The organism is Phaeobacter sp. G2, assembly GCA_025163595.1.
GTDB lineage: Bacteria > Pseudomonadota > Alphaproteobacteria > Rhodobacterales > Rhodobacteraceae > Pseudophaeobacter.
Genome location: CP104100.1, coordinates 1,016,139 through 1,033,860, shown reverse-complemented (window position 1 = coordinate 1,033,860; position 17,722 = coordinate 1,016,139). Strand labels below are relative to the sequence as shown.

The 17,722-nt window shown below is 58.2% G+C and carries 14 protein-coding genes and 3 pseudogenes; 3 read left to right on the top strand and 14 right to left on the bottom strand.

What is annotated here, in order from left to right; all coding sequences use genetic code 11:
• Positions 1 to 8 precede the first annotated feature (8 nt).
• From N1037_05075 to dctP, 12 genes and pseudogenes are all read right to left on the bottom strand, one after another.
• Positions 9 to 380 carry a hypothetical protein gene (locus N1037_05075; protein UWS80399.1) on the bottom strand — a complete coding sequence of 124 codons (372 nt, stop codon included), beginning with the start codon at positions 378 to 380 and terminating at the stop codon, positions 9 to 11.
• Between the two features lie 10 nt (positions 381 to 390).
• Positions 391 to 1,177, bottom strand: a pseudogene (locus tag N1037_05070) (3-hydroxybutyrate dehydrogenase).
• 58 nt (positions 1,178 to 1,235) lie between these two features.
• Complete coding sequence (locus N1037_05065; GenBank protein ID UWS80398.1) at positions 1,236 to 2,135, bottom strand: DMT family transporter; 900 nt, start codon at positions 2,133 to 2,135, stop codon at positions 1,236 to 1,238.
• Positions 2,136 to 2,137: 2 nt separating this feature from the next.
• The gene (locus tag N1037_05060; GenBank protein UWS80397.1) at positions 2,138 to 3,028 is read right to left on the bottom strand and encodes an isocitrate lyase/PEP mutase family protein; all 891 of its coding nucleotides are present in this window, start codon (positions 3,026 to 3,028) and stop codon (positions 2,138 to 2,140) included.
• 14 nt (positions 3,029 to 3,042) lie between these two features.
• Entirely contained in the window at positions 3,043 to 4,149 is a 1,107-nt protein-coding gene (gene leuB, locus N1037_05055; protein UWS80396.1) for a 3-isopropylmalate dehydrogenase, read from the bottom strand.
• Positions 4,150 to 4,164: 15 nt separating this feature from the next.
• On the bottom strand, positions 4,165 to 4,770 hold the full coding sequence (leuD, locus tag N1037_05050) for a 3-isopropylmalate dehydratase small subunit (GenBank protein ID UWS80395.1): 606 nt from the start codon (positions 4,768 to 4,770) through the stop codon (positions 4,165 to 4,167).
• Between the two features lie 13 nt (positions 4,771 to 4,783).
• Entirely contained in the window at positions 4,784 to 6,187 is a 1,404-nt protein-coding gene (gene leuC, locus N1037_05045; GenBank protein ID UWS80394.1) for a 3-isopropylmalate dehydratase large subunit, read from the bottom strand.
• Between the two features lie 16 nt (positions 6,188 to 6,203).
• A complete protein-coding gene (locus N1037_05040; protein ID UWS80393.1) occupies positions 6,204 to 7,118 on the bottom strand; it encodes an FAD-binding protein in 915 nt (304 codons plus the stop codon).
• Position 7,119: 1 nt separating this feature from the next.
• Positions 7,120 to 7,809 (bottom strand): electron transfer flavoprotein subunit beta/FixA family protein, encoded by a 690-nt coding sequence (locus tag N1037_05035; protein UWS80392.1) that lies wholly within the window; start codon positions 7,807 to 7,809, stop codon positions 7,120 to 7,122.
• 52 nt (positions 7,810 to 7,861) lie between these two features.
• Complete coding sequence (locus tag N1037_05030; protein UWS80391.1) at positions 7,862 to 9,139, bottom strand: TRAP transporter large permease; 1,278 nt, start codon at positions 9,137 to 9,139, stop codon at positions 7,862 to 7,864.
• Positions 9,139 to 9,648: a TRAP transporter small permease gene (locus tag N1037_05025; GenBank protein ID UWS80390.1), complete on the bottom strand. Its 510-nt coding sequence runs from the start codon at positions 9,646 to 9,648 to the stop codon at positions 9,139 to 9,141. The genes N1037_05030 and N1037_05025 overlap by 1 nt, the downstream gene beginning before the upstream one ends.
• Positions 9,649 to 9,724: 76 nt before the next feature.
• Positions 9,725 to 10,720: a TRAP transporter substrate-binding protein DctP gene (dctP, locus tag N1037_05020; protein ID UWS80389.1), complete on the bottom strand. Its 996-nt coding sequence runs from the start codon at positions 10,718 to 10,720 to the stop codon at positions 9,725 to 9,727.
• A gap of 207 nt (positions 10,721 to 10,927) precedes the next feature.
• Here dctP and N1037_05015 point away from each other — a divergent pair, with 207 nt between their 5' ends.
• From N1037_05015 to N1037_05005, 3 genes and pseudogenes are all read left to right on the top strand, one after another.
• On the top strand, positions 10,928 to 11,380 hold the full coding sequence (locus tag N1037_05015) for an Lrp/AsnC family transcriptional regulator (protein UWS80388.1): 453 nt from the start codon (positions 10,928 to 10,930) through the stop codon (positions 11,378 to 11,380).
• Positions 11,381 to 11,627: 247 nt separating this feature from the next.
• A complete protein-coding gene (locus tag N1037_05010) occupies positions 11,628 to 15,086 on the top strand; it encodes an indolepyruvate ferredoxin oxidoreductase family protein (GenBank protein UWS80387.1) in 3,459 nt (1,152 codons plus the stop codon).
• Between the two features lie 13 nt (positions 15,087 to 15,099).
• A pseudogene (locus N1037_05005) lies at positions 15,100 to 15,618 on the top strand (acyl-CoA dehydrogenase family protein).
• 1 nt (position 15,619) lies between these two features.
• Here the strand turns inward: N1037_05005 and N1037_05000 are convergent.
• Positions 15,620 to 16,114: pseudogene (locus N1037_05000) on the bottom strand (IS5 family transposase).
• A 449-nt stretch (positions 16,115 to 16,563) separates the two neighbouring features.
• Positions 16,564 to 17,598 (bottom strand): IS110 family transposase, encoded by a 1,035-nt coding sequence (locus tag N1037_04995; GenBank protein ID UWS80386.1) that lies wholly within the window; start codon positions 17,596 to 17,598, stop codon positions 16,564 to 16,566.
• Between the last annotated feature and the right edge of the window lie 124 nt (positions 17,599 to 17,722).

Genomic DNA, 17,722 nt, shown 5'->3' with positions numbered 1-17,722 from the left:
CCCAGCTATCACGCTGGATTCATACAGTGAATCCCCGTCACGATTTGTGCAACAAAGCCCTGTGGAAGGTTCCAACCCTTGATTTTGCCTGTGGTGGCCAGCCTGGCTACTTTGGGGATCAATCCCCAATGCCCGCCTACCACCGAAGATATCAACTCGTCATGCCCCAATCTGTTCAGGCCCCGGTCCTTGCCACCTCCTTGTCCGGCGGCAAAGAACAGTGACAGATCGCGCGGATGGCCGGTTTCGAGAAACCGTTGCTCCACCGCGGCCAGAAGTTCGTCAGGAATGCCGTTCCCAACAAATCCCGATGTGGTCAGCGTATCGCCATCCTTGATCAACGCCGCAGCATCTTTTGCAGAAACGACCTTGTTTTTCATCCGCCTATCCTCAAGCTGCGGTCCAACCGCCATCTACCGGGAGCGCAACACCGGTGATGTTTTCTGCCGCATCCGAGCACAGAAACAGCGCCACACCTGCCAATTGTTCAACCGTCACGAATTTCTTGGTCCATTGCGCAGCCAGCAAGACATCGCGTTTAACTTCGTCTTCCGTCATGCCACGGGCCTTGGCCGTGTCTGGGATCTGTTTCTCAACCAGCGGCGTCAAGACATAGCCGGGGCAGATGGCATTGCTGGTGATCCCATCCTCTGCCACTTCAAGTGCAATGGTTTTGGTCATGCCGACCAAACCATGCTTGGCGGTGACATAGGCCGATTTGAAGGGCGAGGCGACAAGCCCATGCGCTGACGCGATGTTGATGATCCGACCCCAACCACTGTCCTTCATGACGGGGATCGCAGCCCGGCTGGTGTGGAAGGCCGAATTCATGTTGATGTCGATGATCATATCCCAGCGATCACTTGGGAAGTCTTCGACCGGGGACACAAGTTGAATACCGGCATTGTTGAACACCACATCAACACAACCAAAGCTGTCGGCCGCATTGGACACCAGACGTTCGATTTCGTCGGGCATTGTCATGTCCGCGCCGTCATAGGCGATTTGTCCCTCGGAGCGTGCGTCAAGGTCGGCGGGGATTTGTTCAATCTCGTTAGGGTCACCGAACCCATTGTACGACGTTTGCCCCTGCCTCTGCGAAACCCGTCGCGAGGCCCAAACCAATTCCGGATGTGGATCCGGTTACGATGGCTGTCTTGCCTTTCACGACGTTCATCTCCTTGTCCTAGATTTGGGGTGATGTTGCCCTGTTAGTGGCTGCTGTGTGTGGTCGTTCATTTGCGTTCGCGCCACCAGATATAGATCCCTGACATCACGATCACGCCGCAGCCGACGTAGGTGACCATGTCGAGCTGTTCCCCGAATACCGTGACGCCCACCACCGTTGCGGTGATAATCTGGGCATAGCTAAAGGGCGCGAGAATGGATGCTTCTGCGACCCGATGCGCGGCGGTGCTGGCTATGTGGCTGAGCGCACCGAAGAGGCCCATGGACACCACAACCAGATAACCAACCGTAGCGTCAGGCCAGATCCAGACGGGGATGCTGAAAGGGAGGAAACACAATGTCGCAAGCCCTGATGACCACAGCTGGATCGATGCATTGCTGTCCACCCCAGCCAGTTTCCGTGTCATGATGTAATACAGCGAAGCGGCTATGACCGCGCCAACGGAAAACAGGGCTGCTGGTTGAAACGCGGCGCTACCGGGCTGAACGACAACCAGCACCCCGATGAACCCGGCAATCACCGCCACAATCCGGTGGCCCCCGATCCGTTCGCCCAGCATCGGGACGGCCAAAACGTTGATCACGATCGGTCCGGCAAACATGATTGTCGTGGTCAATGTCAGGGGCAGGAACTTCAGCGCGAGAAAGTTCAGTATGGTTGCCATCACCAGAAACATGGACCTGAGAAGCAGTTGGCCCGGCGCATTCGAGCGAAAGACACCAGGGCCATGGCGCGGCACGAACAACACGACCGCCATTGTGAAATGCACTGCGTAGCGCAGCGCGACCACCTGAAAAAGCGGCATCGCGATTTCTGTCAACAGCCATTTGGCCGAGGCCGAAAGTCCGGTCGAAAGTCCGGCGGCAAGCACCATCAAAAGGATACCAAGTCCGATATTTTGTTCTACCGGTGGGGAGGTGGCATCCTTATTGACGGGACCAGCCATGTTCAGGACCGGTACTTTGCCGAGGTTTCATAGTAGTCGTCAAACCCGATGCGTGCGCGAACGTCCTTGAAGGACATCAGGCTTTCCTGATCCACGCGATCCTCGCGAAGTTCGCCCAACGTCTGGATCATCTGGTTCATCACCGCCGCCAATAGCGTCAGAGGATAGGCGGCCAGGTTGAAACCCATGTCACGCAGCTCTGCTTGTGGCAGGATCGGGGTCGCGCCTCCTTCGAGCATATTTGTCATCAATAGGCCCGGAACTTCTGCGCCTATCTGCTGCATCTCCGCGACGCTTTCGGGGGCTTCGATAAAGATGATATCGGCCCCCAGTTCATAGAACGTCTGCGCCCGTGTGATGGCCTCGGACAAGCCATGACCCGTGCGCGCATCCGTGCGGGCAAGAAGCATCACGTCTTCTTCTGCGCGCGCGTCAACGGCCGCTTTGATCCGGTCAAATGCGATGTCGCGCTCGACGACCTCTTTGCCAGTGGTATGGCCGCAGCGTTTGGGGGCGACTTGATCTTCGATCATCACCGCCGCCGCGCCTGCGCGGGCCAGCCCTTTGACCGTTCGGATCACGTTCATCGCGTTGCCATAGCCGGTGTCCCCGTCGGCGACGAAGGGCAGAGATGTCGCCTCCGCGATATTGCGGGTCTGATCGACAACCTCGCCATAGCTCATCAGGCCCAGATCAGGTTGGCCGATACGCGACGCCGAAGCCGAGAATCCGGACATGAACGTCATCTCAAACCCCGCCTGTTCGATCAGGCGGGCCGAGAGCGCGTCGTAGCAACAGGGGGCAACAAGAAGATCGTTTTGCTCGAATAAGGCCCGCAGTCGAGACGCCAGCAGGTTTCGACCTTCGTTCGGAGCGGTTCTGATACCGTTCATCATGCCATCCCTTTTCAGTTTGCCGCATTGAGCGCGGCAACGATCGCGTCGCCCATTTCCGAAGTGGATACCGGCTTTTGTCCGTCAGATTGCAGCAGATCGCCGGTGCGCACACCTTGCGCCAGAACGTCTTCCACGGCGCGTTCCAACACGTCTGCCGCCGTGCCCTGGTCAAAGCTATAGCGCAGCGCCATGGCGAAGCTCAGGATACAGGCGATCGGGTTGGCCTTGCCTTGACCGGCAATGTCGGGGGCCGAGCCGTGTACGGGTTCGTACATGGCTTTGGGACGACCATTTTCCCTCGGAGCGCCAAGGCTGGCCGAGGGCAGCATGCCCAGTGATCCGGTCAGCATCGCCGCGCAGTCCGACAGCAGATCGCCAAAGAGGTTGTCGGTCAGGATAACATCAAACTGTTTGGGCGCGCGCACCAGCTGCATGCAGCAATTGTCGGCATACATATGGCTCAGCTCGACGTCGGGGTATTCGGTGTCGCGGATATGCTGGGCCTCTTCGCGCCACAGGATGCCGGATTCCATCACATTGGCTTTTTCGACCGAAACCACCCGGTTGCCCCGCCGTCGCGCCAGCTCGAATGCCGAGCGGGCGACGCGGCGCACCTCTTCGGTGGTGTAGCGCTGCGTGTTGATGCCCACACGGTCATCACCCTCGCCAGTAATGCCGCGCGGTTCGCCAAAATAGACGCCTGAGGTCAGCTCGCGCACGATCATGATGTCCAGACCGCCGATCAGATCGGGTTTCAGCGACGAGAAATCCTTGAGCGCGTCGAAGCACTGCGCAGGGCGCAGGTTGGCGTAAAGGTCCATCTCCTTGCGCAGGCGCAGTAGCCCGCGTTCGGGTTTCACCGCGAAATCGAGCACATCGTATGTCGGCCCACCGACAGCGCCCAGCAGCACCGCGTCAACCTCTTGCGCCTTGGCCATGGTGGCGTCGTCACAGGGGGTGCCATACTTGTCATAGGCCGCGCCGCCGATCACGTCTTCGAAGATGTCGAAGGTGATGCCGCGGTTCTCGGCAAACCAATCGATGACCTTGCGGGTTTCGGCCATGATCTCGGGTCCGATCCCGTCGCCGGGCAGGATAAGCAGAGAGAGTTTCGTCATGTCTGGTCTCCGTCGCTAGACCCAGCTGCGCTCGGCAGCCAGGGTGAATTCAAAGCTGTTGATCTTGTCGGATTTCTGCAGGGTCAGCCCGATGTCATCGAGACCGTTCAGCAGGCAATGCTTGCGGAAGGGATCGACATCAAAGGCGATCGTCTCACCGTTGGGGCGGGTGATGGTCTGCGCCTCCAGATCAATGGTCAGCCGGGCGTTTGCGCCGTTCTCGGCGTCCGACATCAATGCATCAACCTGGTCTTGCGGCAGCTCGATTGGCAGGATGCCGTTCTTGAAGCAGTTGTTGAAGAAGATGTCGGCAAAGCTGGTCGAGATCACGCAGCGGATGCCGAAATCCAGCAGCGCCCAGGGCGCATGCTCGCGGCTGGAGCCGCAGCCGAAATTGTCGCCTGTCACCAGAATGCTGGCAGCGCGGTAAGCGGGCTTGTTCAGGATGAAATCGGGCAACTCGTTGCCATCGGTGTCATAGCGCAGCTCCATAAAGGCCGAAACGCCAAGCCCCGATCGTTTGATCGTCTTCAGGAACTGCTTGGGGATGATCATGTCGGTGTCGATATTGACCAGCGGCATGGGGGCTGCGACAGCGTCAAGTTTGGTGAATTTGTCCATCTTTCAAATCTCCTTACAGGTCGCGAACATCGGTCAGACGACCGGTCAGCGCGGCCGCAGCGGCCATGGCGGGTGACATCAGGTGGGTGCGGCCTTTGTAGCCCTGCCGCCCTTCGAAATTCCGGTTTGACGTCGAAGCACAGCGTTCGCCGGGGCTCAGTTGGTCAGGGTTCATGCCAAGGCACATCGAACACCCGGCCATGCGCCATTCGAAACCCGCGTCAATGAAAATCTCGGCCAGGCCCTCTTCCTCGGCCTGCGCGCGCACAAGGCCCGAGCCGGGCACCACCATGGCGCGGATGCCATCTTTCTTGATCTTCCCTTTCAGGATTTCGGCAGCAGCACGCAGATCCTCGATCCGACCGTTGGTGCACGACCCGATAAAAACGGTGTCGATCTCGACATCCAGCAGGGCGGTGCCGGGTTCCAGCCCCATGTAATCCAGCGCACGCGCGACGGCGTCGGCCTTGCCGCCCTCGAAATCAGACGGCTTGGGAACGCGGCCCGTGATCGGCGCGGTGTCCTCGGGCGAGGTGCCCCAGGTCACGGTTGGCGCGATATTTTCGCCCTGCAGGGTAACAACCTTGTCGAAATACGCGCCTTGGTCGGTGAAAAGGGTCTTCCACCACGCCACGGCGCGATCAAACTCTTCCCCCTTGGGCGCTCGCGGGCGGCCTTTGACATAGTCGAAGGTGGTCTCATCCGGCGCGATCAGACCGGCGCGAGCGCCGCCCTCGATCGCCATGTTGCACACGGTCATCCGGCCTTCCATCGACAGCGCTTTGATGGACTCCCCGCAGTATTCGATCACATACCCGGTGCCGCCACCAGTGCCGGTCTCGCCAATGATCGACAGCACGATGTCCTTGGCCGTGACGCCGGGGGCCACCTTGCCGGTCACCTCGACCTTCATGTTTTTCGATTTCTTCTGGATTAGCGTTTGGGTAGCCAATACGTGTTCCACCTCGGAGGTGCCGATGCCATGCGCCAGCGAGCCAAATGCGCCATGGGTGGCGGTGTGGCTGTCGCCGCAGACCACGGTCATGCCCGGCAGTGTGAGGCCCTGTTCGGGACCAACGATGTGCACGATGCCTTGCCGCTGGTCCTGAATGCCGAAATGTTCAACGCCGAATTCCGCAGCGTTTTTTGCCAAAGCCTCGACCTGGATTCGGCTTTCCTCGTTCTCGATGGCCTTCAGGCGGGCCTCATCGGTGGGAACGTTGTGGTCGGGGGTGGCAATCGTGCGCTCGGGTGCGTGCACCGGGCGGCCTGCGGTGCGTAGCCCTTCAAAGGCCTGCGGCGAGGTCACTTCATGCACCAGGTGGCGGTCGATGTAGAGAAGGCAGGTGCCATCCTCGGCCTCATCGACGACATGGGCGTCCCAGATCTTGTCATAGAGTGTCTTGGCTTGGGTCATGGCTGAGTGTCCTCTGTCAGAGTTTTTCGGTGAGTTCCGGGACGGCGTCGAAAAGGTCTGCGACGAGGCAGAAGTCAGCGACCTGGAAGATCGGGGCTTCTTCGTCCTTGTTGATCGCGACGATGATCTTGCTGTCTTTCATGTCGGTGAGGTGCTGGATGGCGCCGGAGATGCCCACGGCGACGTAGAGCTCGGGCGCGACGACCTTGCCGGCCTGGCCGACCTGCAGGTCATTCGGGGCAAAGCCGCTGTCGACCGCGGCACGCGATGCGCCCACGGCGGCGTTCAGCTTGTCGGCCAGCTTTTCGATCAGCGCAAAGTCTTCTTCGGAGCCGACGCCACGACCACCGGAGACAACAACGCCGGCCGAGGTCAGCTCGGGGCGATCGCTTTCGGCAACCTTGTCTTCGACCCAGGACGACAGGTCATTCGATGCTCCTGCGATGTTTTCCACCGCGGCGGAGCCACCCGTGCCTGCCGCGTCAAACGTATAGGTCCGGAAGGTCACAACCTTGGTCGCGTCCGCAGATTTGACCGTCTGGATCGCATCACCGGCATAGATCGGACGTTCGAACGTATCGGCATCGACAACGGCGGACAGCACCATCACATCCAGCAGCGCCGCAACGCGGGGCAGGATGTTCTTGGCGTCGGTGGTCGCGGGTGCCACGATGTGACTGTAATCACCGGCCAGACCCACGATCAGGTCGGCGGTGGCTTCGGCGAGGCGGTGGCTCAGGCCAGCGTCCTCGGCGCACAGCACCTTGGCCACACCGTCGATGGTGCCGGCTTCGGCGGCAGCGTCGGCAGCGGATGCACCGGCGCAGAGCACCGTCACATCACCAAGTGCCTTGGCCGCGGTCACCGCCTTGGCGGTCGCATCCATGGCCAACGCGCCATCATTCACTTCGGCAAGCAGAAGAACAGCCATCTTACAAAGCCCCCGTTTCTTTGAGTTTCTCGATCCGCTCGTCAACCGAGCCTACCTTGATCCCGGCGGCGAACTTTTCATCCAGCGGCTTTTTCTTTGCCTTCATGATGTTGGGCAGAGACGTGTAGCGTGGTTCGTTCAGGCGCAGGTCAACGGTCACCACGGCGGGCATCTTGACGTCGATGGTCTGCAGGCCGCCATCCACGTCGCGTGTCACCTGGGCGCTGTCGCCGTTGATGTCCAGTTCCGAGGCAAAGGTCGCCTGGGACCAGCACAGTAGGTCCGACAGCATCTGGCCGGTGGCGTTCAGGTCATTGTCGATCGCTTGTTTGCCACAGAGCACTAGGCCGGGCTGCTCTTCGTCGACCACAGCCTTGAGAATCTTGGCAACGGCCAGCGGCTCGATGTCGGTGTGCACGTCATCTGCTGCCACCACGAGGATCGCCCGGTCAGCACCCATGGCCAAAGCCGTCCGCAGGGTTTCCTGGGCCTGTTTGACACCGATGGAAACGGCGACGGTCTCTTCAGCCTTGCCAGCCTCTTTCAGGCGGATGGCCTCTTCGACGGCGATTTCGTCGAATGGGTTCATCGACATCTTCACGTTGGCGAGATCGACACCCGATCCGTCCGCCTTGACGCGGACCCTCACGTTGGAGTCAATAACCCGCTTATGGGGCACAAGCACCTTCATGGTGGCCCTCCATCAGTTTCGTTAGATTGCGCGGATCAGAACATTTGCTGGCTTACCGCGCCAACTGGTACGGAATGTACAAGGCTAGGTCTGGCCAGAACCACAGCAGCACGGCGGTGGCCAACATTATGATCGCGAAAGGCATGGCACCCTTGGCGACTTCTTGCAGACGCGCCCTTGCTACAGCCTGGATCACGAACAGGTTCATGCCGACCGGCGGTGTGATCAGCGCGGTTTCAATCAGCACCACGAAGAAGATACCGAACCAGATCGGGTCGATCCCAGTGTTGAGCACCGCAGGCAGCAGCACCGGCACCATGATCAGGAGCATAGACAGGCTTTCCAGAAAGAAGCCCATGAACAGAAGAACCAGTCCGACCGCCAGGATAAACAGGCTCGGGTTAGAGATGTTTTCGGTCAGGAAGGCGCTGATCGACTGCGGGATCAGGTACAGTGTGATTGCGTAGGAAAAGACCTTGGCACCCGCCACGATGATCAGAACCATCACGGACGTCTTCAATGACCCTTCTACAGCTTCCTTCAGCTTGGCGAAGTTCATGCGCCCCATCGCAATGGTCATGATCAGCGCGATGACAAAGCCCAGGCCAGCGCTCTCCGAAGGCGTTGCGATGCCGGTGTAGATCGATCCAACGATTGCAACGGCCAGAGCGATGGTTGGCAGTGCCATCAGGGACGAACGCGCACGCTCACCCCAAGTGGCTTTGGGCATGGGTTGGTACGCGCCCGAGAAGCGTGAAAACAGGATGCCGTACACAATAAACGCCGAGGCAAGGAACAGACCAGGACCAACACCCGCAAGGAACAATGTCGGGATCGAGCTTTCGGTAATGACACCATAAAGGATCAACGGGATCGAGGGCGGGATCAGAATGCCGAGCGTGCCGCCAGCGGCCAGCATGCCGTAGACGAAGGGCTTGTCATAGCCGCGCTTAGACATCTCGGGGATGGCAACGGTACCGATTGTGGCGGCGGTGGCCACGGACGACCCGGAAATCGCGGAAAACAGGGTGCATGACAAGATGGTCGCCACACCAAGTCCGCCAGGCCAGTGACCAACCCAGCTTTGCACGGCGGCGTAAAGGTCACGCCCGACGCCACCTTTCAGCAACACGCTGGACATCAAGAGGAACATCGGCACAGCCAGCAGTTCGAAACTGTCCATAGAGCCATGCAAACGCTGCGGAACGGCGACCAACGGCAGGCCTTTCAGGCCCAAGAGGATTACGCCAAGACCGCCGAGCGCGAAGGCAACAGGGGTGCGCAGCAGCAGCAGAGCCATAAGCGCAACGAGAATGAGTACAGCTTCCATTAGTGCGCTCCATCCATTACGTCATCTTCGGGGAGGTCTTCGGTCCAAACGCGATATAGTTGAACGAGCCCTTGGAGCATTAGCAGCGCGCTACCGACCCAAACGGGTGCATGTGTGATCATTTTCGGGGGTGCCAGATAGGTATCGGTTGTGTGTCCAGCCAGAGTTGACTTCAGCCAGATTTGAAATCCGAAATAGCACGCGGTTCCTGCGAAGACGAAAAGAATGACGATTGCGAAGCTCTCAGCATAGCGGCGCCAGATGGAGCGCGGATTGCTTAGGATAAGTTCGATCGTCACCATCTCGCGATGCTTCAGCACGTAGGCCGCAGCAAGATAAACGACCCATACCTGCAGCACGCGGCTGATTTCATCGACCCAAATTGTGGGCGCGTTAAAAACGTAACGCATGACGACTTCGAAAGTGATGAAGAATCCGATGGCAAAAAGCGTCCAAGCACACAGCTTGCCCGCGAACTCTGAAATGCCGTCGATAAGGCGTAACAACATTGTCCCCTCCCTTGGGTTCAGTCCCCCTGAAAAGGGAACGGTAGGAGCGAACCTAAAACGCTCCTACCCTTAGTTATCAGTTAGTCATTGCAGCTTTAACCGCAGCAACCGAAGCGTCACCGGTGTCACCGGTTTCTTCAACAAAACGGTCGACCACACCGGCAGTCGCGGCAACCCATTCGGCGCGCTGTTCAGCGGTCAGTTCGACAACGGTCATGTTGCCCTTCATCTCTTCGACAATCTGTGCTTCCTCTGCGTAGATTTGATCGCGAAGCTTCTGCTCGACCTCGGCAGCAGCCGCATCGATGATGGCTTTGTGCTCATCCGACAGACCTTCGTAGAAGTCGTTGTTGATCACGGCCACGAATTCGATGGCGCTGTCGAAGGTCAGGGTCATGTGATCCATAACTTCGTGCAGCTTGCGCGATTTCACGGCAGACACGCCGGTCATGCCCACGTCAACGGCGCCCTGCTGGTAGGCCAGGAACTGCTTGGAGCCCGACATAAGCGTCGGCGCACCACCCAAAGCCTGAACGGTCCAGCCGTGGACTTTACCGTAGGTGCGGACCTTTTGGTCTGCGATGTCCGCAGGAACGGCGATGGCCGAGCCATTGTTCAGATAGATATTCCGGCCAAACGCCTGCCACCACAGAATGCGGTTGTTGGTTTCCTTAAGGATCGCCGAGTCGATGGTTGCGCGCAGGTCCGAGCCAGGGGCCACGGCAGCGCGAATGTGCGCCTCGTCCGAGAAGATGAACGGGATTGCCACAACGTCCACGGCGGGAACCGAGCCGGCAAAGCGGCCAATGAAGGCAGATCCTGCCTCAACCGCACCGGAGCCAACAGCGCCCGGAACTTCCTTGTCCTTGAAAAGCTGCGCCGAGGGGAATAGCTGAATCTTCAGATCGCCGCCTGACTTTTCTTCGACAATGCTGGCGAAGTCCTGCCAGTTCTGACCCAGAGAATGGGTTTCGGGCAGCTGCAGCGTGACCCGGATGGTTTCGGCCGCCGCCACAATTGGGGTAGCAGCCAAAGCAAGTGCGGTCGCCGCACCCATCAGCAAGTGTTTCATGTTTTCCTCCCATGAAGATCCAGTATGGTGATTAGACCATAATGAAATGTTCTGGGAATTGGTAACGATTTAGCGCTCAAAATCGCCCCTGATAGTGACACTGTTCCATCGAATCGTCTTATGGTAGGATGGATATGTCAATTCTTCACCAAGGGCGTATAACAGTCACTCCGAGCACGCAGTTTGCGAAGAACAGTAGGAGCAACGATGGACGATGCCGACAAACGGATCCTAAGAACCATTCAAAAGCAACCCGAGCTCACGATGCGCGAACTGGGTGAAGCAACAGGATTAAGCCACACCCCTTGCTGGCGGCGCTTGAACCGCCTCAAAGACGAAGGTTACATCGCTGAAAAGCGCTATGTTCTCGATGCCAAAAAACTTGGCTTTGAAATCGTTGCCTTCTGCCTCGTCCAGCTAAAAGCGCATTCGAGGGAAAGCCTGGAAGAGTTTGAGAGCCAGGCCAACAAGGTGCCGGAAGTCGTGCAATGCTACTCTGCAACGGGTGACCAGGATTACATTCTCAAGGTCTTGGCGCGCAGTGTTCAGGATTATGAAGAGACCATTAAGCACAAGCTTTTGGAACTGCCAAATGTCGGCGCCATACGAACCAGCCTTGCCTTGAAGGAAGTCAAGAACTCCCCTGACGTTCCGGTGTAAAGCCGAGTTCTCAACAAAGGGGACAGTTCTTTGCCCTATGGAAAACTAGTGGTGACATCGTTTCACCAAAACGAAAGTTCTTAGGATGGCAGCCTAAGAACACCCTAAAGTGACGCAAAACTCGCGACAAGGTCACCCCCCGCTTCCCCTACCATTTTGCGAAACTGAACGGATCAAGCACTGGCTGGTTTCGTTCAAACATCGTTTGGCCGACGACTGTTGTCTCGCGCTTTTGGGGGGGAGTCCATTGAGCATCGAAATCTCACTAAATGACAAATACACGGCAACCGATGGACGTGTCTTCCTGTCAGGCACCCAGGCGCTTGTGCGTCTGCCGATGGTTCAGATGCGTCGGGACCGCGACGCAGGGCTAAATACCGCTACGTTCATTTCGGGGTATCGCGGCTCACCCCTTGGAAGCTATGACCTGCAGCTTATGCGCGCTAAGAAGTTTCTTGATCCGCTCAACATCGATTTCCAACCTGGGCTGAACGAAGACCTTGCGGCCACCGCAATTTGGGGATCACAGCAGGTTCACCTGTCCGAAGGAGCGAAGAGGGACGGTGTTCTTGGTCTATGGTACGGGAAAGGTCCGGGTGTCGATCGGTCCGGCGACGCGCTGAAACACGGTAACGCCGCGGGCAGTTCGGCCCATGGCGGGGTTCTGGCCTTTGCCGGGGATGACCATACCTGCAAATCCTCTTCGATCCCGCACCAGTCCGACCACGCCTTCATCTCGGCCTTGATGCCGATGCTCTACCCATCTTCGATCCACGAGTTTATCGAGATAGGCCTTTTGGGCATCGCCATGTCGCGCTATTCGGGGTGCTGGATCGGATACAAGGTGATCTCCGAGACGGTCGAAACAACCTCTGTGGTCGACCTGAGTCAAGAGAGCCGCCAGTTTGTGCTCCCGCAAGATTTTGAGATGCCCCAAGACGGGCTGAACCTGCGCTGGCCCGATGCGCCGTTGGCTCAGGACGAACGGCTTCAAGAGCAAAAAGGATATGCAGCCATCGCCTTTGCCCGCGCGAATGGTGTTGACCTTGTAACGATGGATAGCCCGAAGGCGCGGTTTGGCATTGTTGCCTCGGGCAAGGCCTACGAAGACGTCGTTCAGGCGCTGATCGATCTGGGGATTGGGGAAACCGAGCGCGAGGTCATTGGCCTACGGCTCTACAAGGTACGGATGCCCTGGCCGCTGGAGCCGGAAGGCATTCGCCGTTTCTCGGAAGGTTTGGAAGAGGTGTTGATCGTCGAGGAACGGCGCGAGATCATCGAAAATCAGATCAAGCAGCAACTGTTTAATTGGCGCTCAGACGTGCGGCCTCGCATTGTGGGCAAGTTCGACGAAGAAGACCGTCCCTTTCTGGCCCTGTCAGCAGGCCTGAATGTGAGCTCGGTCGCGCGCGCCTTGGCTGACCGCCTGCTACGGCTGGACCTGCCCGAAGGACTGGCGAACCGGATCAGTCAGAAGCTCAACGTTCTTGAGCACCTTCAGGCTGAAGGTCAGAAACATCAGGCCCCTGTGTCGCGCTTGCCGCATTTTTGCGCCGGTTGCCCGCATAACACTTCGACCCGCGTGCCCGAAGGCTCCAAGGCCATGGCCGGGATCGGATGCCATTTCATGTCGCAATGGATGGATCGGAACACCGAAACCTTTACCCATATGGGCGCCGAGGGTGTCCCGTGGAGCGCGATCGGACGGTACACAGAGGAAAAACACCGTTTCGTTAATCTTGGCGACGGCACCTATTTCCATTCGGGTACCCTCGCCATCCGCGCCTCTGTCGCTGCCAAGTCGAACATCACCTACAAAGTGCTGTACAACGATGCCGTGGCGATGACGGGCGGGCAGCCCCACGACGGCGAGCTGACGCCGCAGCAGATCACACACCAGCTGCACCACGAGAACGTCCACAAGATCTATCTTCTGTCGGACAAGCCTGAGCTTTATCCGGCTGCTGACCTCGCGCCCGGCGTGATCGTCAAACACCGCGATCATATCGACGCGGTGATGGAAGAGCTGCGCGAAATCCCTGGTGTCACCGCTATCGTCTTTGTCCAAACCTGTGCTGCTGAGCTCCGCCGCCGCCGCAAGCGCAAGCTGGCCGATGATCCGGACATGCGCCTGTTCATCAATCCGGCGGTTTGCGAAGGCTGTGGTGATTGCTCCAAGCAGTCGAACTGCGTCGCCATCGAGCCTAAGGAAACGGAATTCGGCCGCAAGCGTCAGATCAACCAATCGGCCTGCAACAAGGATTTTTCCTGCCTCAAAGGCTTTTGTCCGTCGTTTGTTACCGTGCGCGGCGGCAAGCTGAAAAGGCGCGCTCCGGTGGAAACCCCGGATTTCTCGGGCTTGCCGCAACCGCAATTGCCGGATCTCGACCAGCCCTGGAACATCGCGGTCACGGGTGTTGGCGGGACAGGCGTTCTGACCATTGGCGCGTTGCTTGGCATGGCCGCGCATATCGAGGGCAAGAACCCCCTGATCATGGACATGGCCGGACTGGCCCAGAAGGGCGGCGCGGTGCTGAGCCATATCCGTATCGCGGCAAAGGACCATCCCGTGCGGTCTCCGCGGATCGCCAATGGCGGTGCGGATGTGTTGATTGCGGCGGATGCGGTCGTCGCGGCGTCCAGTGACGGGATCACCCTGTGTTGCTCTGAGCGCACCCATGCTGTCTTCAACGCCAGGGTCACGCCCGTGTCGGATTTCGTCCGCATCCGCGATTTCGATTTCCAGGCCGCCGCGGTGGAACGCACCGTTGAAAAGTCGGTGCGGTCAAACGAGCATTTCCACAATTTCTCGGAAATTGCCCTGGCTGTGGCAGGCGACGAGATCGCCGCCAACATCATGATGCTGGGCTATGCGTGGCAGAAGGGCCTTGTGCCGCTTGGTCTTGACGCCATCGAACAGGCGATCCGACTGAACGGCGTCGCAATCGAAGCGAACCTGACGGCGCTGAACTGGGGGCGGATGCTGGCCCATGATCCGGAGTTCGTGGGCTCCAAGCTTCAACCTGAACCGGTAGTGACCCAGTCGAGCATGAGCCTTGAGGACCTGGTCGAACATCGCAGCGCCCATTTGGCTAAGTACCAGAACGCCGGTCTGGCATCTCGGTACCGGGCACTGGTCGGGAAGGTACAAACCGCAACTGGCGACCATCCGGACGGTGACGCCCTGACGCGGGCCGTGGCGCAGAACTATGCCAAGCTGTTGGCTTATAAGGACGAATACGAGGTCGCACGTCTTTACTGTGATCCGGCGTTCAAGGCGGCGCTGACCGATCAGTTCGATGGGAACTACCGTATCGCCTTCAACCTCGCGCCACCGCTTCTGTCCGGCACCGCTCCGAATGGACGCCCCAAGAAACGTGAATTCGGGCCCATTGCCCTGCGCTTATTTGGTCTGTTGGCAAATCTGAAAGGACTGCGCGGCACTGCGTTTGACCTGTTTGGAAAGACAGCGGAACGCCGGGCAGAACGCGCCTTGATCGAAGAATTCGAAACAGATGTGGCCCTTGTGCTGGATCGCCTGACCACGCTGCCTGCCGGTCTGGCGCTGAAGCTGCTGTCATCCGCTGACGAAATCCGTGGCTTCGGCCCCGTCAAGGAAGAGGCAATGGAGGCCCACGCCACGCGGCGCACTGAACTGATCAAGCAAATCGAAACTCAATCCCAAAAAACCATCGCCGCCGAGTGAGGAGGACTAGCCAATGTTTAATGCATCCATGAATTTCGACCTCGGAGAAGACGCAAACGCGCTTCGGAAAATGGTTCACCGCTGGGCACAGGAACGGGTCAAACCGATGGCTGCCGAGATCGATGAGAAGAATTAATTTCCTGCTGAACTTTGGGAGGAAATGGGCGAACTTGGCCTTCTCGGGATTACCGTCCCCGAACAGGATGGCGGCGCAGGGATGGGCTATTTGGCGCATGTTGTTGAGGTGGAAGAGATTGCGCGGGCCTCGGCCTCTGTGTCGCTAAGCTACGGCGCGCACTCCAACCTTTGCATCAACCAGATCAAGCTGAATGCCAATCCAGAGCAGAAAGCAAAATACCTGCCCGATCTGATCTCGGGCAAATCTGTTGGGGCTCTGGCGATGTCCGAGGCGGGCGCAGGCTCGGATGTTGTTGGCATGAAGCTTCGGGCCGAGAAAAAGAACGACCGTTTTGTTCTGAACGGCAACAAGTTCTGGATCACCAATGGCGGAGAAGCAAACACGCTGGTGGTCTAACCTCGACCGCTCGAACCTCCAACGTTTCCTCGTCGACCCCTATGTGTATCTTACGCCAGATGCGTCGTTTGGGGCCGCCATGCTTGCGGGCGTTCCATTCGCCTTCACCCTCAGCTTTGATGCCTGTGCTATCAACCAGAAGGTTCAGCGGGCCGGTGCTGCCACGATACGACAGGTCCACGTTCAGCGTCCTCTGGCGGCGGCACAGCGTGCTGAAATCGGGAACTGCCCAGTCCAGCCCGACCAACTGCAACAAGCTTTCCACAAAGCCTGTGGTCTGTCGGAGCGGCAGGTCAAACAGCACCTTGATCGTCAGGCAGGTTTGGATCGCAGCATCGCTAAAGCTGTGTCGTCGGCCGCGCTTGCCGCTCGGTGGCGGAACCCAGACCATATCAGGGTCGAACCAAATCGACAGCGACCCTCGCCGTCTCAACGACTCATTGTAAGATGACCAATTCCTGGTCTTGTATTTCGTGGGGGCCCAACTGCTCATGGCGCACAGCTATCACGCTGGATTCACACAGTGAATCCGTCAACCGATTTGTGCAACAAAGCCCCACAAGCCTCTTTTTGGCTTTGGCAAAAGTTCTGCTTGTGAGTTTGTGGGACCGCTTTGCTTTGCCTACTGTTAATTTTTTGCCCAGTTTTTCTGATCAAACCTGTACAAGATCATCAGGTAGAAGGACCGCTTCTCTAATTGGGTGTTTGGGTCAAGCTCGTTTTCCTTGTTTATTTTGGTTCATTGTCGCTCATCCGAGTCACGCTTCTCTTCGCAGTCTTGTTGATGCCGCGATAGCACCGCTGCACGCATATGTCGGATCGGCAGTGGAGAGCCTTGCTTAGAGACGCGCTTCAAGGTGCGCAGCAGCCATTTTCGGCTTCTTCCACAGACCTCGTCCGGTGAGGGACGACCCCGTCAGGTTAGGTGGTTGGCGTATCAAATCATGCTGTGCCCTCCACCTGTGCCGGACGGAATTCTGTGCCATCTGCCCACATCCGGTGGAGCAAAACGGCGAGTTTGCGGGCGACAGCAACGACAGCACGACGGCGGCCTTTGGTGCGGATCAGCCTCATGCCCCAGGATTTGATCTGCGGCCCGGCCATCGTGCGCATCAGAAGCGCATTGGCCGCTGCGTAGAGCGTCGCACGGACATCTCGGTCGCCTGCCTTCGATATGCGGCCAGGATTGTCGTGTTCACCCGACTGATATCGTCGCGGTGTCAGTCCAAAATGCGCGGCAACCGTGCGGGAGCGCTTGAAGCGAGCAGGATCATCGACAGCAGCCTTGAAGGTCAAAGCGGCAATAGGGCCGACACCCGGCACAGTCATCATGCGCATGCATACGTCATCGTGGCTTGCCGCGCGTTTGACCCGCCGGTCAAGTTCCAGAAAGTGCTGATACAAGATGAGCCGCGCATCAAGGAGTGGCACCAGCGCATGTGCCAAAACATCGTCCATTTCGATCATAGGTCTGACAATGCCGTCAAAACTGCCATGCTTCACAGTCTTGGGCAGGCGGATCCCGAAGATCTTCAGCAGCCCCCGTACCTCATTGGCAAGATCAATCGTTTTGTTCAGCAGCGCTTTGCGAGTACTAAGCAATGCCCGAACACCATGGGCTTCACGGCTCTTCATGTGGACTGGGCTGAACCAGCCAGTGCGCAGGATTTGCGCAATACCACGCGCATCGTTCTTATCCGTCTTGTTGCGCATGGCCGACAGCGCGGCGTTCACTTGACGCGCTTCCATGCATACAACGTCAAAACCTTCTGCTTTGAGGCCGAAGTACAAATGCTGACTCATGGTGCCTGCTTCAAAGCCGACCCGTTCAATCGGATATGGAAAAACGGCAAGGCACTCTGCGATTTCTTTGACCTGACAAAGCAGTTCCCGCTCCAACAGCACCGCCCCTTTGGTATCGACGATACAAACCGCACACGACCGCAGCGACACATCTAAACCAGCATAGTATTCCATCATCTATCTCCCTTGTTCACAGCTATGCTGTGATCCTATCGGGAGCTCGACCTCAGAACAGAGGGCAGCCCAATTACGCATGCTCAGAGCCCAACTTTCACAGATGCTGCGCGGTGTTCGAAGG

Excerpts from the sequence above, each read along its gene's own strand:
- N1037_05035 (UWS80392.1), bottom strand. The coding sequence starts at position 7,809 with ATGAAGGTGCTTGTGCCCCATAAGCGGGTTATTGACTCCAACGTGAGG.
- N1037_04995 (UWS80386.1), bottom strand. The coding sequence starts at position 17,598 with ATGGAATACTATGCTGGTTTAGATGTGTCGCTGCGGTCGTGTGCGGTT.
- N1037_05060 (UWS80397.1), bottom strand. The coding sequence starts at position 3,028 with ATGAACGGTATCAGAACCGCTCCGAACGAAGGTCGAAACCTGCTGGCG.
- N1037_05015 (UWS80388.1), top strand. The coding sequence starts at position 10,928 with ATGGACGATGCCGACAAACGGATCCTAAGAACCATTCAAAAGCAACCC.
- N1037_05030 (UWS80391.1), bottom strand. The coding sequence starts at position 9,139 with ATGGAAGCTGTACTCATTCTCGTTGCGCTTATGGCTCTGCTGCTGCTG.
- N1037_05075 (UWS80399.1), bottom strand. The coding sequence starts at position 380 with ATGAAAAACAAGGTCGTTTCTGCAAAAGATGCTGCGGCGTTGATCAAG.
- N1037_05040 (UWS80393.1), bottom strand. The coding sequence starts at position 7,118 with ATGGCTGTTCTTCTGCTTGCCGAAGTGAATGATGGCGCGTTGGCCATG.
- leuD (UWS80395.1), bottom strand. The coding sequence starts at position 4,770 with ATGGACAAATTCACCAAACTTGACGCTGTCGCAGCCCCCATGCCGCTG.
- N1037_05065 (UWS80398.1), bottom strand. The coding sequence starts at position 2,135 with ATGGCTGGTCCCGTCAATAAGGATGCCACCTCCCCACCGGTAGAACAA.
- leuC (UWS80394.1), bottom strand. The coding sequence starts at position 6,187 with ATGACCCAAGCCAAGACACTCTATGACAAGATCTGGGACGCCCATGTC.
- dctP (UWS80389.1), bottom strand. The coding sequence starts at position 10,720 with ATGAAACACTTGCTGATGGGTGCGGCGACCGCACTTGCTTTGGCTGCT.
- leuB (UWS80396.1), bottom strand. The coding sequence starts at position 4,149 with ATGACGAAACTCTCTCTGCTTATCCTGCCCGGCGACGGGATCGGACCC.
- N1037_05025 (UWS80390.1), bottom strand. The coding sequence starts at position 9,648 with ATGTTGTTACGCCTTATCGACGGCATTTCAGAGTTCGCGGGCAAGCTG.